This window comes from Palleronia abyssalis, assembly GCF_900302445.1.
Taxonomy (GTDB): Bacteria; Pseudomonadota; Alphaproteobacteria; order Rhodobacterales; family Rhodobacteraceae; genus Palleronia; species Palleronia abyssalis.
On the sequence record NZ_ONZF01000002.1, the window covers coordinates 536,923 to 552,995 of the forward strand.

Sequence of the window (16,073 nt, forward strand, 5' to 3'; positions counted from 1 at the left end):
GGCTGCACGGGGCATGTCGCATGCGAAGAGGGTTTATCATGGCCGACCGATTTTCTAATCATGCATCCGGTTTGTCGTCGCCCCCGGGCGGTGTGGATGCAATTACCCCCAGTGATACGACCGACTTGGCGAATGTCACACGCGGCCTGAACGTATCGGGCAGCGGTGTCGTTCGCGTGACCACCGTTCTGGGCACGACCGAGACCGTGTTCGTCGCAGCGGGTGTGGTCTTTCCGATCCGGGCCACGCGAGTCTGGGCGCAGGGTACCGACGCGACGGGGATCCGCGGCCTCTACTAGGTCACACCGTTCGATTCCCAACACTTGATCCCATTCTTGCCGGAGTCTTCTCATGGAACTTGCCATCGGGGCCGGGCTGTCGACCTGTGCCGCATCGCCGTCCGCCCTGTCTGGGCTGGCATATGCCCCGCCAATCACGATCGACGCGCTGGCGCAGCCCGTGATCGTGTTCGATTCCGGTGCGGCCAGGGGGGAGAATACGGCCGATATTCCACTTTCAGGGCAGGCAAACGCCCCCGATGGCGCCGAGGTTCAGGCCCGACTGGTTCGAACCCAAGATCGTGGGGAGGTCCATCCGTGGGTGCCGATCGGTGCCGTCGAGGGCGGCCATTGGTCGGGAACCTATCCCGGGGCGATGCGGCATGAGGGGCGATTGAAGGCCCAGGTGCGGGTGTCTGGGAAGGCCGGGACCGCCGAAGTGGGTGACATTCTGATCGGACATGTGGTCTGCCTGATCGGTCAGTCCGAGGACAGCCGGATGTTCGATCCCCTCTTCGACGATCGCAGGTGGCAGTCCGTTCCGCAGTTCGATGACGATTGCCTGTTCGTGGTCACCCGCGATCATCGCGGCCCGAGAGGGTACGCGGAACTGGGGGTCGTCCCGGTCCGGTCAGGCTCACCGTTCACGGCGGCCCTGGCCCATATTGCAAAGATCCTGTCCAGCAATGCACCGGGCGAGACGATTCTGATCGTCGACGGGACGATGGCGGGGACAAGCCGGACGGCGCTGGTCGACGATACGAACTATGCCCGCGCCTGGACCGCCACGTTGGCCGAGGGTGTGGACCTTGTCCGCTCGTGGGGATCGGATGTGGGGGTCGTCATGGACAGCTGGACGGCGGCTGACAGTGCCCCGGGCGACAACTTCGCGACGCGGTTCTATCCGTTTTATAGCGGGCTGCGCCGTGACGGCTCGACGTTCCCGGCCGGCGGTACGATGAGCGACGGCGGAACCGACTATCGCATCGATCATTTCCTGTGGGATCTGTCAGGAGCTGACCGCCCCGAGGCTTTGTTTCGTTCGGACGTGACGAAGCTGGCGTTCCACGGTCCCCATCGTTTCGAAGACTTCTCGATGGATTCCACCGGGGGATACGTGCCGGGATTGCGCGACCAGAAGCAGGATACGCGTGTGTCGATTCGCGGAATGGTCACCGACCCAGCGCTGGGTCCCATCATGCGCCCGAAGGGCCCGGAGATCGTCCTCTACCAGAACGGATCTCCTACCACTGTGACAGAATGGGTCGGGACGCGGTATGCCGACGGCTTCGATCCGAATCCGGACACCTGGCGCAACTGGACCGATTTCGCCCACCCCTCGACCCACAGCGACGACGGTTTGCCCGCCCGTGCCCGCCATACAGCGATTGCCGCGTTGCACGCTTTGGGGCGGGTGACCGATGAGGTTCCGCGTTTGAACCGGGCGTTCTGGCGTTCTGATTATGCCGAGTTCTGGTTCGAAGACAGCGCGGGTGCCATGCCACGACTAAGCACAACCCGGCTGGAGCGTGGATTGATGCCCCCTGAGACGACCCATCCTCACCGTACCCAAGTCGCGGGTTTTCGGATCGATGGTGTCCCGGCCCAGCGGGTCGAGATCGTCGGGGGGCGCATTCGCGTATACCCGAATGGCGGAGCGTTCGACGGCAACACTCGAATAGATTATGGATTGGGCGGGGCGTCCGGACTGGTCGTCATGCCCGATGATGCCTTCGACAGTCTCTGGATGGACCTCCCGCTGGCGGTCAATGGGGTGTCGGGCGTCGATGGAGTAGCCATCGAACCTATCCCTGACGCGGCCGAGATTGCCTCGACGTTGGCGCGGGACGGCCAGTTCGGATCGGATGGTTCTGTCGTGTTCCGTGACCCGAACCTGATTCCAGACGGCGTTTCCGCGATCACGTGGCGGTGGAAGATCGCGCCGGACGCTTCGAGCGACACGATGGATCTCGGTGGGATCGAAGCTGTGCGATTGAACGTGCAGAAGGTGCCAAACGGCAAGTTGCGACTTCTCATGATGGACGCTGGCGGCACTGTCACGGTCCCCTCCACGTCGACGTATTTGCCAGCTGGGACACTCGTCGATCTGATCGTGTCCGTGGACCTCGCCGCGGGCAGGATCAGGGTTTGGAAGGACGGGGTTTTCGTGGAAGACTTGGCTATTGCGCCGAACGTTCAATCATTCGAGGCGAACAGGGCCGTCCATTTCCTTACCGGGTCTGGGAACGGTTGGATTGGCGCGGTGGATTGCCTGGCAGTCTGGTTCAAGGGAACGGCGGACGGTGAGATCGACGGCTTGGGTGCCCCGCGTTGGCAAGTGCGCGGGACGGCGAACGCGCCTTATTATGCCGAAAGCGGCACTGGTTCCGGTGGGACCTGGCTGGTGAATGGAGCCCCGACTGCGCGATAGTAAACGGGTCGTGCTTAACGCGTCTTGTTGAGCACGACGCCCAGCACATTGGTTTCCTGGGCCACCAGCCTTTCGCATTCGTCTAGTTCCGCGGTCGTCGTGCGATCAGCCTCGGCCACGATCAGTGCGCAATCTGCATGGGAGAGAAACGCCAGAGTATCATCATGGGCGAGAATTGGCGGCGTATCAAAAAGGGTCACGTCCGGCGCATACTCGGCGCCGATTTCAGCCAAGGCATCACCGACGGCCGGATCGAGAAGGATGTCGGACGCAGCGGCCATGGGGCTTCCGGCCACGGCCATGGCGAAATTCGGGCGGACTAGGACGGCGCAGTCAGAAAACCGTGCTTCGCCTGAGTAGAAATAGGCCGCTGAAAGTTTCGCCGGGGGAAGGTCGATCAGCCCGGCATGCGAGGGATTACGGAAGTCGGTCTCGACCGAGATGATTCGTTTCCCGATCTGACGCGCGAGGCCGAAACCAAGATTGACCGTGATCGTCGACCGGCCACATCGGGGAGTGGGAGACGTGATGACAATGCGCTTCCATCCTTGCGATTCCGCGCGGCGCGAGATGCGGGTGCGAAGCTGATCGAATGCCGCACTTTCGGGCGTTCCGCCATAGGATAAGATACGGTTCTCGACCAGATGCTTCTCTGTAGGGTGAAACGGTTGAAGGGCTTTCCAGTTGTCTGTCGCAGTGGGGTGAAAGTCCTTGCCAGCTGCTCGATCGAATTTCACGTTTGAGCCAGCTGATCGATCAAAGCCGTATTTCGTGCTATCCATGCTCATGTCGGTATCACCAACGGGGCCAGGCGATTTCGCAATATGGAGTGTAAATTTTCCTGGTCCGATGGGATAAACGGAACACTTCCGATCACGTCGATCCCGATCGATTTGGATATATCTGCAGGGTGTCGAATCGTTTTGTCGATGTATTCCAGAGTCACAGCTAATACGGAACCAAGCGAAAGTCCGGCGATCGCGAAGATAGACATGAAAATTTCGAAACTAACCCCGTTGGGGTTATTTGTGGCGATCGCCGGTTCGACCAGTTCAATCCGCCTTTCCATATATTGCTGTTCAATCAAATGCTGGGACCTGGCCTGACGCGCAATTCGCCTCGCTTCGTCGTGATCAGCGGTGAGCTTGGCCAGTTCCCCCTCAATTCGAGATTGATCGAGGGCGATGACTGGAGTTTTTACAATAGACTCCTCAAGACTCTGAATCTCTATGAGAATATCTTGTTTCTTTTCTTCGATGTCGTGCAGTTTGTCGTGAAGGTTCTGCGTCGCTGCCTCATCCTCCAAGCCAGATCGCACTGCGAGACGTTCCCCCCTAGAATTGAGAACGGACATTTGGCCTGAAAGCTCCTTGAGTCTCGGATGAGTGGACGTATACACGGAGGCTAAAGTCTCGTATTCGATTTGGATTTCCTGCAATCTACTCTCAATCTCTGATGCTTCTTTCGAACCGCCCCCGGCAAGGCGCCCCTCGATCAACGCCCTCTCTTCTTCGAGCTGTACCAATTGGCTTTCGTACAGCTCCTTCTCAGTCCTGAGTATGGCAAGAGACGCAGGTAGCGCGTCGGAATGAGAAAGTTTGAACGACCGTACTTCCGCGGTTTTCGCCTCAACATCGCGGGAAAGCTGGTTAAGAGCGTCGAGAGACAGTTCAAGATTTCTGGCCGAGATGTCCAAGCGCATCTCCTTGTTCCAGGAGGCAATTTCACGTGCAATTTCGTTCGCGACGTCGGCTGCTATTTCAGGAGATTTGTGGGAGAAAGATACACGGACGACGATTGGCTGCGACGGTCCCCGCAAAGCTGGTCCACCGGAAATATTGATGCTTGTACTGTCACGAAGGTCCTGAATGTCGAGATCGGGGTTGCCATTGAGCTTCCCTTTGATCTCTTCCAGACGGTTTCGAGTTAAGATTTTCTGCTGAATGACCTGCAGAGAAAGAATCTCGTCGGTTTGCACCCCAGACTGCGAAATCCCTTCGTCGATCTGACCAAAGCTTGCCATGAGTATCGCATCCGCCTTGTAGGTAATCGGGCGCGCAACGCCTACTAGCAGCCCGATCACGGCGAAGCCCGCCATGACCGCCAACGCAACCGGAAGTCGGCGTTTCAGCAGTCGGAATAGAAAACGCGACTTTTGCATCACTTAGATGGCCCTTTCCACTGGGTTCTCTGCCGTCGGTTGAAAGGAGCGGGCGTACGCGTTCCGTAAGGCATCTTGTATGCTCTCACCCGGCTTTGGTGAAATTACCGTTAAGATCGGGTGGCGCGTCGAGCCTTCCATGTTGCACGAATTGTTAACCTTCACGAGGGCAAGGTGGCCGGGTCAGAACCTGTCGGAGAATCCGATGTCCGTGCTATTCCGCCTATTCGCCCTGATTTTTCTATTGGCGCCTGCTGCGCTTGCTGATGCGTACCGGGTTCGCCCCGGTGACACGCTTCGCTTGGAAGTTATCGAGGATTCGTCGCTTGATCGGACCGTCCTCGTGCCGCCTGATGGCCGGCTTGCGATTCCGATGGCCGGATCCGTCTTGGCTGCAGGGCGTAGTGTGGATCAGATCCGCGCAGACTTGTCTGCGAAATTGGCAGACAAATTTGCCTATCCGCCAACGATCACCCTTTCTATATCCGGTGTCGCGCCGATCGCGCAGCCTTCGGAAGACGAGACGATCAGCGTGTATGTTCTGGGCGAAGTCGGTCAGCCCGGTCGGATCGAAGTAGAGCCCGGGACAACCGTACTGCAGGTGTTCTCGCTTGCCGGAGGGTTCAGCCCGTTTGCTGCGACGAAACGGATCCAGTTGCGGCGAACGACGAAAGACGAAGAGAGCATTCATCGCCTGAACTACAACGCCATCGAACGTGGTCAGAGCGCTAGCGGCAGTCTTCGCGTTACGCATGGCGACACGTTCGTCGTTCCGGTTCGCCGCCTGTTCGAGTGACCGGACCCGATGCGCACCCTCGCGCTTGCCTGCGTGGCAAGTCTGATTTCCGCCCCTCAAACCTCGGGTGAACCTGGGGGTCGCGTGATCAGTCTTGACGTTTCGACCGGAATAACCGGCGAGCGTCGATCCGGGGAGGGCGACGCGGGGGCGACCTTGGATCTGTCGGGGCTGCTTTCGACTGCGACCCCGTCATCGGGCGTCACACTGACGCTTGGTGGGCGGATCGAGAGTAAGAACAGCGATTATGGCCTTCCGGATACCACCGCTTCGTTATCAGCCTTCATTGCGCGCCCAAGGACCAGGCTTGAGTTCGGGGCCTATGCCGGGCGGGAAGATATCTCGCTCCTTGAGGTACAGCCGCTCGACGTCGATCGGGTCGCCCGAAATGACGAGACCCGGCGGGAGCTAGGTGCCTTGCTTTCCCTTTCGGTCGAGGGAGCGCGCCCCCTGAAAGCCCAGGTCGGGGCCCATCGCGTGGATTGGAGCAACGAATCGGGTGTCGGGGATCGAACGGAAAACGGCTTTTCGGTCGATCTGAACTTGGGTCTCGGCGCAGCTTGGTTCGGCATCGCGGAGTTCACCAGCGAGACGACCACCAGCGGCCCGGAAACCAATACGTCGAACCGGCTAACGTTCGGTTTAAGACGGGATTTGCCGCTTGGAACGTCTTTTGCGAACGCCGTTCTGGAAGGCAATGGGCAGGGCGACCGAACCGGCTTCGAATTAGGGAGCGAACGCAGGCTTTCCGAGCGCACGTCAATAGTGCTGGAGGCCGGCGCACTCCGCATCGATGACCGGTATGTTCCGACGGGAAAGGTCGCATGGCGATCCGAAATCGTGCCGAACACGTGGGCGGAGCTGGGGCTCGCCCGCGCGGTCCGTGACGACGCGCAGACCGGGCCTCAGAATGTGACGGCGGTGGATCTGAGAATGCGCCGGAAACTGGGCCCATTGACCGAGGCGCTGGTGGGGCTTTCTTTTGGCCGAGCAGACCCCCTTGATTCCGGGATCGACCGGGCCGAAGCGCGGGTCGTCTTCGGGGGCGAGCATGCTCTTACGCGGGACATTTCGGTGAACGTCGGGATCGGCCTCGGCCTTCTGGAGGCGGAAGGGACATCGAAGAACGCCGAGTTCGAGGTCAATCTGGTCCGCGCCTTCCGGACGAAATACTGATGACGCCGGGGGAACCAAGGCTGTGCTTCGTGACCGGCATGCATCGAAGCGGGACGACCTGGCTGGGCCATGCGACGTCCGCCATCACCGGCACCCGGCTTCTGGACGAACCGTTCCACCCGAACTTCGGGCTGCGCCGAGTCTCCGACTGGTATCTGGATCCCGATCGTCTGTCCGACCGGGACATTCTTTTCGACGGGTTGCGGTGCCTGCAGGATGGAACGGCAAGGTTTCATCGGAAGGTCGATCTGAAACGCCCACTTTCGACAGCCTCTGTCCTTGTCCGTGGCAGCGGGACGGAGCGGGCCTTTCACGCCTTTCACCGTGCTCCCACTGCTTTCATGGCGATCAAGGACCCGTTCCTTCTCAGGATGACACCCCTTCTGCTGGCCTCGGGCCATCGGGTGATCGTATCGGTTCGCCATCCCGCCGCGATCTTGCGGTCCCTCGACCGTATGGGATGGCGGGTTTCGGACCGCGGAACGGGTGATCGCATCGAGCGTATGTGCGCCTGGTGGCTGGATCTGTACGGCCCACTGCTGGCCGATCCTCGCGTTCTGCGCGACCAGGGTCTTTTTGTCGTACCCCACGAGACTGTCTTCCTTGACACGGATCGTCTGGGACGCGCGCTGGCAGGTTTCCTTGGGGCAACGGACGCAGGCAAAGCGTCCCTCGACGCCTTCGTTTCGCGGTCCACCCGGGCCAAGACCGTCAAGCCATTACATGCACGACAGCACGACTTGGCACGGGATTCGGTCGTTCTGTCGTCTGGTTGGCGCGCCGACTGGAACATGGAGGTGCTCTCGAGGTTCGACCGCCATGTCGGTGCGAGCTACGCCCAGTTCCTTGCAGCCGGAGAGCGATGCCTAGATCGCGCGTCCCAAAGCCAGACGCACCATCCAGAAGGATCGCGCGCATCGTATCCCGAAAAGCGTGACAAGCCCCAGGCCCCTGCTGCGCAGTGACGAAAGTTCCCGGCTGCGGATCACCCTCGGCGCGTGGACGAGGGCACTGACGGGAAGGACCAGCGCCTTCGCCAGCCATCGTGCCGGGTGCCTGCGTGACAGGCCGAACGCCTCTTGCGTCGTGCGGCGCCATTTGCCCGATAGCGCGGCCCAGTCGCACCTTGCGGGATGCGAGACCGCCAGTTCCGGGTCATAGGACAGGCGGTATCCGGCCGCGACGGCCCGGTGGCACCAGTCCACATCTTCGGACACCCCGTCGCGGAACGGACCCACCGCATCGAAGACCGCCCGCGTTGTCAGCAGGTTCGCCGTTACCGAGAAATTCATAGTTTCCACATAGCGGCGATTGTCGAAGGCGAACACGATCTCGAACGCCGCGGCTCCGGACAGCTTGCTGCCAGCTTCTGCGAACACAGAAACCCGGCCACCCACGATGTCCGCCTTTGCAGCCGCCGACAATGCGCGGGTGGTCCAGCCAACGTCCGGCACGCAATCGCAATCAAGGAAAAACAGCAGCGGGGCGGAGGTCGCCTTTACCCCCCGGTTTCGGGCCGCGGCGGCCCCAGGGATCGGTTCGTCGACGAACTGCACCGCGCGAAACCTGTCTCGCAGGGACGTCAGGTCGCTGGTCGATCCGTTGTCGACCACGCAGATCTCGATGTCCCGGGCAATGGGAAGAAGGGCGTCCAGACACCGTTCCAACCGGATCGGATCGTCACGATGCGGGATGATGATGGCAGCACGGGGCATGTCCCGGGCAATACGGGGGAAACGGAAAGGATTGGTTAAACTCTGGCGGGTAGGCCGGATCACGGGGGTGAAAGGCGATCGATTTTGGCAAGGTTACTGGCACTTCTTGGCGGCAATGCCACCGCGTCGGCCTTGTTGTTGGCGCGCAACCTCCTTATCGCGCATCTTCTCCCGATCGAGGATTACGGTATCGCGGCGACCTTTGCCGTCGCAATGGCCTTGGTCGAGATGGCGTCGCAATTCGGAATGCAGGCCCAGATCGTCCAGTCGCCCGAGGGCGGCGGCCGCGATTACCTGGCGGCGGTTCACGGGTTCCAGATCGCGCGAGGCGGCATGTCGGCGCTTGCGCTTTTCCTGTGCGCGGGACCTATCTCCGCCTTTCTGGGCATGCCCGATCTGGCCTGGGCCTACCGGGTCCTGGCTTTGGCCCCCTTGATCCGGGCGTTCCATAATTTCGACATCCACCGGCAGACAAGGGCGATGCGGTTCGGCCCTGTGCTTCTGACCGCCACCAGTGCGGCGGCGATCTCCTTCATTGCTATCTTCCCGCTCGCGTATCTTGCGCAGGACTGGCGCATCATGCTTGGCGCCCTGCTTATTCAGGAGATCTGCGCCTGCCTGACCTCGCACATCATGGCCGAACGCCCCTATCGGGTGCGCGCCGATCTGTTGGTGTGGCGGCGCAGTGTACGGTTCGGATGGCCGATCCTGTTGCAGGGGGTCGTCCTCTTTGCGGTGTTCCAAGGCGACAAGATCCTGGTCGCGCGGTCCCTCGGGTTCGAGGCGCTCGGCGTGTTCGCCATGGGGGTCACGATTTCGCTTGCGCCGACACTGGTCGTTACCAAATCGCTGCAATCGTGGTTCCTGCCTCAGCTGTCCCGCGCCATGGGCACGTCCGCGTTTCGACCCGCGGCCGTGGCCTGCGCCCAGGCTACCTTGCTTTCTGCCATCGTTCTGTGTGCCGGCGTCATGGTGGCTGGCCCGGTTCTGATCGACTGGGCGCTTGGCCCGGCATTCCAGGCGCTTGGGCTCCTCCTGCCCTGGATGGCGGTTCAACAGGCCCTTCGCGTGTGCCGCGCGGGTATGAACACGGCGGCGCTCGCGTGCGGAGTATCATGGCTGGGGGCCGCGACGGACCTGATCCGCGCCCTTTCCCTTCCAGCAGTATGGGTCATCCTGTCCCGGGACGGTACACTTCTGAGCGTGGTTTTCGTCGCGATCCTGGCTGAAGTTGCGGGTACCGCGCTGGCCCTGTTCGTCGGCTCGCGGCGCGTCTTGCTTCCCGTCCGCGCCCTTGGGCCCGCACTTGTCGTGACCGGGGTCGCATTGTCAGGGCTGCCGGTCCTGACCTTGGCCTTCGGTCAGGTGTGGACGGCGGGTGCTGCCCTGTTGTCGTGCGGCGGGCTGCTGACCTTTTCGCCCCAGCTCAGGCGGATTCTTCCCATTCGTTTTCTGGCATCGCGCCACAGCTTCGCGTGCCAACGACCCGCGCCGGTGACCCTGCCATGATCGCGAAAGGCGGCACCGTGCCCCGGACGACCGAATTTGCGCCGATAACGGCACCGTCCCCGATCCGGGCGCCAGCCAGGACCGTCGTGCCGCGGCCGATCCAGCAATCGCACCCGATCAGGATATCGGCCTCATTCATGGCCTGACGCGCCAAGGGGCTGCCGTCATTAAAGCGGTAGTTCGCCGCCGTCATCATCACGTCTGGTCCCAGAAGCGTGTCGTCGCCGATCACGATCCGCGCGCGGCCTGACCCCGCCCAGATCTGGCAATAAGCCCCGACGGTCACCCGCGCGCCGATCCGCAGGTTCCGACCATTCGCGAACCCGGCCGTGGGCGCGATGTTCGCCGAGCGATCGACATCGGCCGCACGCAGTTCCTGCACGTGGGTATAGTTGTAGAAGTTCACGATTTTCAGCAGATGCGCCCATGCGCGCGGATCCAATACGGATCCAAGCAGCCGTAAGAACCGCGCCCGGCGTGTACGCCGGATCTTCTGGACGGGCCTATCCACGGCCATAGCCCCGGATCCAGTCGCGCCGCGCTTCCCAGACCTCGGTCCACATCCGGGCTGCGGCGTCGCGGCCAGCGACGCGGGTGGCCAAGACGCGGCTTCCGACCCACAGGACCAGCATGGCGCGGCCAAAAGGCACCTGCCAGCGCGGCCAGTGATCGGCCGTCAGGGTCGCGCGGGCCTTGGCGCTGTGGACGTATTTGCGCGCTACGGTTTTCGACGAGGCACCGACAAGATGCATGATCTGCGCCTCGGGCGTGATCATCGGCCGGAACCCCAGCTTGCGGGCGCGCAGGCACAGGTCGGACTCTTCCCCGTACATGAAATACCGCGGATCGAAGCCTTCCAGCCGATCCCACAGGGATTTTCGTATCATCAGGAAACACCCCACCACGATATCGACTTCGCGCACCGTATCGCGCCGCCATCCGCCCAAGCCCTCGGGATTGAAAAGCGCGCTGTCGGGGAACATGGCTGACAGGCCCGTCGCCTTGCAGAATGCCGACCACGGGGTGATCCGCATCCAGCACGACGCGGGGTTGAGCGCGCCGTCGGGGAAGACGGTCCGGCCCCCGGTAATGCCGGCGTCGGGACGCGCGCGGGAGAACGCCAGAAGCCGGTCGACCGCCCCTTCATGACACTCGGTGTCGGGGTTCAGAAGCAGTAGCCATTCCGTTCGGGCCTTTTCGGCCACCAGGTTGTTGGCCTTGGCAAACCCTACATTCCGTTCCGACCTGATCAGCTCGACCCTGGGGAAAGCCTGCGCGATGGCCTCGGCCGATCCGTCATCCGAGGCGTTGTCGAAGACCACCGTCCGAAAAGTGGTCTCACGAGTGGTTTCGAAAAGTGTCGACAGGCATTTCAGCGTCAGCGCGCGGGTGTTGTAGCTTATGATGATGACGGTCAGGTCAGGCTGGCTCATGCCGTGCTTCCTGTCTGGCCGGCGGGAAAGCGGGTCAGGCGCGGAGCGATGTTGCGGCTGAACGGGCGCGGGGTGCGGACGTTCGGTGCGATGGCTTTCCGGGGCAGCATCCAAAGGCCAGCGCCGAACAGGATCATGAACAGCGTCTGGATTTCACCCCAGATCGCGACCGTCGCTGCGCTCATCGCGAAGCCGATCAGGAACAGCGTCCAGGCCAGCCGCATCGCGTCGTTGTCCTGTCCGCGGTTGACCGCGACGACGGCGTACACAAGCGCCCCGGCCACGCAGGCCACGGCGGGTACCCCATGAACCATGGCCTGCTGCAGCCAGTAGTTGTCGACGCTTGACACCATCCAGTGCGGCCGGGGCCAATAGTTGTACCCGTTTCCGAAGATCGGCGTCCGCACGACCTGCGCCGATCCGTAGTCCCAGATCAACGTCCGGTAATGCGCGGTCTGCGGATTGATGGCCAGCCGACCGCTGATGGCGAAAAACGCGCTTTTCGTGGTTATCGCCTCGAGCACGACGTAAAGAACGGCTCCCGTCGCCAGAACGATACGCCATGGTGGACCGAACAGCTTGGCCAGCCGGTACCAGATATAGACGCCCGCTTGCAGGAACGCGGCAAGAATGGCCCCGCTCGAGACCGAAAGAACGCAGGCGCTGAAGATCAGAAGACCGCACGACATGCGGAAGACAGGTCGGTCTGCGCCCCGAAGGCCAAGGACGACGAGCGGCAGGAAGAACGCCCCCAGCAGCCCGTAATGGATCGGATGCGTGAACACCCATTGCGCGCGGTGCAACCCAAGGCGCGGTTCGTAATCGTTGGGGATGAAGGTGTCGAACCCGGTATACTGGTCGATCCAGAGAAGGACGATGGGATCATCGGTCAACGCCTCGTAAAGGGCGAAGGGCAGGCTGAACACGACGATCGCGCCGCCGATGCGGATCAGGGCGGCCAGGTCCCGGGCGTCCCGGATCATCGTGCGTCCGATCAGGTAACCGCCCAGCGTCATCAGGGTCTGCTGTCCGGTGAACTCGACGAAGCGCCCCGGATTGTTCATCGCGATGGTCAGGCCCTGCCAACAGACGAAGGCCATGATCAGCACGTCCGGCAGGCGGATGCGCTGTCTTTGAGCGAAGAACAGTCCCGCGGCAAAGGGCGCGGCGAAGATCAGGACCACGAGGGAGGGGGTGAATCGGATCGATGCCACCTCGAAATGGGTGGGCAGGAAAAGGGATGCCAGTATGATCGAAAGGCCAATCCATTTTCCCCGGACGCCATACTCGGTCATCGGGTCCTACCCGTAGCATGCCCGCAACCGGCCCAGAGCGTTGGAGCAGGCGCCGCCATCCCGTCCTGCGGCGCATCGAACGCCGCGTGTGCGACGCCCGGGGGCGCGACCGTCCGACCGCCATCCGCCTTCACGGCCGGGGCGAGACCGAAACACAGGAGCATGCACAGTATTCTGACGGGCATCAAAGCTTGACCGGCTCCATCGGGGTTGCGATCAGGCTTAGGCGTTGTCGGTTAACGCGGAGTTAAACACGATGAACAGCGGCCGAACGGCCAAGGCGCGGCGCCGGGGCCTGAATCGGCTGGCGGGACTGCGAAACGCCATCGTCGGGTTGCGCCGTGCATGGCTGCGGCGGGTCTGGGGAATGGACCTGCACCCGACGATGCAGATGTCGCTTTCCGCCAAGCTCGACCGGACGTTTCCCATCGGCGTGCATGTGGGCGCGCGCAGCTACATCGCCTTCGAGACGCGCATCCTGACGCATGATCGGACCCGGGGCCTATACCTTCATACACGTATCGGGACGGACTGCTTTATCGGCGGTCGCAGCCTGATCCTGCCAGGGGTCGAGATCGGCGACGGCTCGGTCGTGGGGGCCGGGTCCGTTGTGACGAAGTCGGTTCCGCCGCGGTCGCTGGTGGCCGGCAATCCCGCCCGTATCCTGCGCAGCGAGATCGAGGTCGGCCCCTATGGTCGTTTCCTGACCGCCGACGCCGCCGAAGCCGCGCTTGCGGAGGCGGGTCTGACCTGAGCCGGCGTCCCGGTAGGCGGCGATCAGCGGGGCGATCTGGTGGCTCCAGTCGAACTGCGCCTCCAGTCGTCGGCGCCCCGCACGCCCCATCGCGTCCCGTCTTGACGGATCGTGCAGAAGATCGACGATCAGCCGAGCCATGTCGGCGGTATCGTCGGGGCGTGCGTAGAGCGAGGCATTCCCCGCCGACACCCTGCCCTCGATCACGTCGAACTGGACGATGGGTTTTGAAAACGCCATGTATTCCAGTATCTTGTTCATCGTCGACTTGTCGTTCATGACCGTGACCCGGTCGGGATTTACGCAGATATCGGCCGTCGACAGGACCGAAAACAGCGCCGCGTCCGGCGCCCGGCCCGTGAAGGTCACGTGGTCCGCCAGCCCCATCTTCGCGGCCAGCGCACGCATGCCCGGCAGTGCAGGTCCGCCGCCCACCAGCACGAACTGCACGTCATGGCCCGCCCGCACGATCCGCGCAGCCGCGTCCAGAAGCAGGTCGATTCCCTCCTGCTGGCCCATCACGCCGACATAGCCCACCATATAGGCCCGCCCGTTGCGCCAGGACGGATCGGGCGGGACCGGGCGCAACCGGTCCAGATCGGGCCCCGAGCGGACGACATGCACCCGCCCGGGCGGTTTGCAACCGCGATCCAGCGCGATGCGGCGGTAGGACTCGTTGGTCGAGATCACGACGTCGGCCAGCCCGAAGGTCGCCCGTTCCAGCCAGAGCATCAGCCGCCACAGCGGGCCGCGCCGGCCGAACTTGGCCTCGAACAGCTCGGGCGAGATGTCGTGGTGGTCGAAGACGAAGCGCACCTTGTGGAACAGGATGAACGGCAGCGCGACGAGGAACAGCAAATCGGGCGGATTGCAGGCTTGGATCGTGTCGAACCCGCGCGTCCGGTGGATCTTCCAGGCCAGACGGCCCTGGTGCCATAGCGCGGCCGCGTATTCCCTTGCATAGCCCAGCGCCCCGTCCGCCTCGGTCGGCAGGGGGTGGCGATGGATGTGGATGCCGTCCCGGGTCTCTTCCTCGGCCTCGCACCCGGGCCCCGTGGGGCAGATGACCGATACCTTGGCCCCTGCGGCCGCCAGCGTCAGAGATTCCTGCCAGACACGCCGGTCGAACGGAACCGGAAGGTTTTCGACCAGGATCAGGATCCGGCGTCCGGCAAGCGGTTGCGTGCGCCGCAGCGCGTCGAGCCCCCTCATGGCAGTGCACTGAGGTCGAGGACGGGAATATCGCCGCGCAGGTTCAGACGCCGGGCGGTCGCGTTCACCGCGAGGATGCGATCGAAGTGCCCCGTCTCGGCCACGGACGCATCGACCATCAGGTCCCGCAGGTCGGGCAGGTGGCTGAACGCGTATCCCAGGTTGGCCCCGGTCAGGGCGGCCGGATCGACCGCGGGGTCATAGATCGCCAGGTCGAACCCGGCCGTCAGAAGCTTGCGGGCCAAGTCCACGTTGGGGCTTTCGCGCAGGTCGTCGGTCTCGGCCTTGAAGGCAAGCCCGGCCAGAAGCACCCTGGCCCCCTTGGGCAAACCTGCCACGGCATACTCGAACAGCCGGTGCTTGTGGGCATCGTTCGACCGGATCAGCGCGTCGACCAGATGCATGTGCGTGCCGCTGTCCGCCGCGATGTATTGCAGCGCCCGCACGTCCTTGGGCAGGCAGGACCCGCCGAACGCCCCACCGGGCCGCAGGTAACAGGCCGACACGTTCAGCTTGGTATCGGCCACGAACATCCGGTGCACCTGCCCGGCCGAGATCCCGAGGTTCAGGCACATCCGCCCGATCTCGTTGGCGAAAGCGACCTTGGTGGCGTGCCAGGCGTTGTCGACGAATTTTGTGAACTCGGCTTCGCGATAACAGGTCGTGAAGACCGGGGCTTCGATCCCCTCGTGCAGCCGGTCCATCACCGGGTCCGGGGCGCCGTCGTGGGTGCCGATCACGATCTTCGGCGGGGCGAAATAATCCTGGACCGACGTCCCCTCGCGCAGGAACTCGGGGTTGTAGACCAGCCGCGCGCGCGACATCCAGTCCGCGCCCACCTCGTGCCGGAAGAGGGGGGCGATCAGGTCGTCCAGGGTGCCCGGCCGAAAGGTCGAGCGATAGGCAACGGTCAGGGGCGTGGTGCGCATCCGAACCGCCCGGGCGATCTGGCGCGAGACTTCGGCGACAAAGCTCATGTCATGCGCGCCATCGGGGGCCGAGGGGGTGCCGACACAGACGATTGCGACATCGGCATCATCCAGATGGTCGCCGATGCAGGTGTCGACCGTCAGCCGGTTCGAGGACAGGGCACTCGTCAAAAGCCGGTGGATCCCGGGCTCGACGATCGGGGCGACACCTGCACGGATCCGGGCGACCTTGGCGGCGCTGACGTCGATGCCCACCACATCATGGCCCGTGCTGGCAATGCAGCACGCCGCGGTGAATCCGACATATCCCAATCCGAAGATGGCAACCTTCATGCAGGTCTCCTGCTCTCTGTGCCTCTGGGGCAATGAGCGGGGAAATGGTTT

At 62.9% G+C, this 16,073-nt stretch carries 14 protein-coding genes and 1 pseudogene; 7 read left to right on the forward strand and 8 right to left on the reverse strand.

What is annotated here, in order from left to right; translation table 11 throughout:
• Positions 1-38: 38 nt before the first annotated feature.
• Both PAA8504_RS06360 and PAA8504_RS06365 read left to right on the forward strand, forming a co-directional pair.
• Positions 39-299 carry a spike base protein, RCAP_Rcc01079 family gene (locus PAA8504_RS06360; protein WP_108893308.1) on the forward strand — a complete coding sequence of 87 codons (261 nt, stop codon included), beginning with the start codon at positions 39-41 and terminating at the stop codon, positions 297-299.
• Between the two features lie 52 nt (positions 300-351).
• Entirely contained in the window at positions 352-2,709 is a 2,358-nt protein-coding gene (locus PAA8504_RS06365) for a hypothetical protein (RefSeq protein ID WP_108893309.1), read from the forward strand.
• 14 nt (positions 2,710-2,723) lie between these two features.
• Here the strand turns inward: PAA8504_RS06365 and PAA8504_RS06370 are convergent, their stop codons facing one another.
• Both PAA8504_RS06370 and PAA8504_RS06375 read right to left on the reverse strand, forming a co-directional pair.
• Positions 2,724-3,497, reverse strand: coding sequence for a CpsD/CapB family tyrosine-protein kinase (locus tag PAA8504_RS06370; RefSeq protein WP_146190456.1), 774 nt, complete (start codon positions 3,495-3,497; stop codon positions 2,724-2,726).
• On the reverse strand, positions 3,494-4,870 hold the full coding sequence (locus PAA8504_RS06375; protein WP_108893311.1) for a GumC family protein: 1,377 nt from the start codon (positions 4,868-4,870) through the stop codon (positions 3,494-3,496). The genes PAA8504_RS06370 and PAA8504_RS06375 overlap by 4 nt, the downstream gene beginning before the upstream one ends.
• A 205-nt stretch (positions 4,871-5,075) precedes the next feature.
• Between PAA8504_RS06375 and PAA8504_RS06380 the strand changes: the two genes are divergently transcribed.
• The 3 genes from PAA8504_RS06380 to PAA8504_RS06390 all read left to right on the forward strand — a co-directional run bounded on the left by PAA8504_RS06380 (position 5,076) and on the right by PAA8504_RS06390 (position 7,807).
• The gene (locus PAA8504_RS06380) at positions 5,076-5,666 is read left to right on the forward strand and encodes a polysaccharide biosynthesis/export family protein (protein ID WP_181375714.1); all 591 of its coding nucleotides are present in this window, start codon (positions 5,076-5,078) and stop codon (positions 5,664-5,666) included.
• Positions 5,667-5,750: 84 nt separating this feature from the next.
• Positions 5,751-6,842 carry a hypothetical protein gene (locus tag PAA8504_RS06385; RefSeq protein WP_146190457.1) on the forward strand — a complete coding sequence of 364 codons (1,092 nt, stop codon included), beginning with the start codon at positions 5,751-5,753 and terminating at the stop codon, positions 6,840-6,842.
• Positions 6,842-7,807 carry a sulfotransferase gene (locus PAA8504_RS06390; RefSeq protein WP_108893314.1) on the forward strand — a complete coding sequence of 322 codons (966 nt, stop codon included), beginning with the start codon at positions 6,842-6,844 and terminating at the stop codon, positions 7,805-7,807. The genes PAA8504_RS06385 and PAA8504_RS06390 overlap by 1 nt, the downstream gene beginning before the upstream one ends.
• Here PAA8504_RS06390 and PAA8504_RS06395 read toward each other — a convergent pair.
• The gene (locus PAA8504_RS06395) at positions 7,709-8,557 is read right to left on the reverse strand and encodes a glycosyltransferase family 2 protein (RefSeq protein ID WP_108893315.1); all 849 of its coding nucleotides are present in this window, start codon (positions 8,555-8,557) and stop codon (positions 7,709-7,711) included. The genes PAA8504_RS06390 and PAA8504_RS06395 overlap by 99 nt on opposite strands.
• Positions 8,558-8,641: 84 nt before the next feature.
• Here PAA8504_RS06395 and PAA8504_RS06400 point away from each other — a divergent pair, with 84 nt between their 5' ends.
• The gene (locus tag PAA8504_RS06400; protein ID WP_181375715.1) at positions 8,642-10,066 is read left to right on the forward strand and encodes an oligosaccharide flippase family protein; all 1,425 of its coding nucleotides are present in this window, start codon (positions 8,642-8,644) and stop codon (positions 10,064-10,066) included.
• Here the strand turns inward: PAA8504_RS06400 and PAA8504_RS06405 are convergent.
• The 3 genes from PAA8504_RS06405 to PAA8504_RS06415 form a co-directional block, all read right to left on the reverse strand.
• Positions 9,984-10,508 (reverse strand): acyltransferase, encoded by a 525-nt coding sequence (locus PAA8504_RS06405; protein ID WP_245897539.1) that lies wholly within the window; start codon positions 10,506-10,508, stop codon positions 9,984-9,986. The genes PAA8504_RS06400 and PAA8504_RS06405 overlap by 83 nt on opposite strands.
• A gap of 61 nt (positions 10,509-10,569) precedes the next feature.
• Complete coding sequence (locus tag PAA8504_RS06410; RefSeq protein WP_108893318.1) at positions 10,570-11,499, reverse strand: glycosyltransferase family 2 protein; 930 nt, start codon at positions 11,497-11,499, stop codon at positions 10,570-10,572.
• On the reverse strand, positions 11,496-12,794 hold the full coding sequence (locus PAA8504_RS06415) for an O-antigen ligase family protein (protein ID WP_108893319.1): 1,299 nt from the start codon (positions 12,792-12,794) through the stop codon (positions 11,496-11,498). Before PAA8504_RS06415 ends, PAA8504_RS06410 begins: the two co-directional genes overlap by 4 nt.
• Positions 12,795-13,185: 391 nt before the next feature.
• Between PAA8504_RS06415 and PAA8504_RS22685 the strand changes: the two genes are divergently transcribed.
• The gene (locus PAA8504_RS22685; protein ID WP_281259939.1) at positions 13,186-13,548 is read left to right on the forward strand and encodes an acyltransferase; all 363 of its coding nucleotides are present in this window, start codon (positions 13,186-13,188) and stop codon (positions 13,546-13,548) included.
• A gap of 33 nt (positions 13,549-13,581) precedes the next feature.
• On the opposite strand, the pseudogene PAA8504_RS06425 reads toward PAA8504_RS22685, so the two are convergent.
• Both PAA8504_RS06425 and PAA8504_RS06430 read right to left on the reverse strand, forming a co-directional pair.
• Positions 13,582-14,760: pseudogene (locus PAA8504_RS06425) on the reverse strand (glycosyltransferase family 4 protein); the annotation flags it as partial.
• The gene (locus PAA8504_RS06430; RefSeq protein ID WP_108893321.1) at positions 14,757-16,022 is read right to left on the reverse strand and encodes a nucleotide sugar dehydrogenase; all 1,266 of its coding nucleotides are present in this window, start codon (positions 16,020-16,022) and stop codon (positions 14,757-14,759) included. The gene PAA8504_RS06430 and the pseudogene PAA8504_RS06425, both read right to left, overlap by 4 nt.
• Positions 16,023-16,073: the final 51 nt, after the last annotated feature.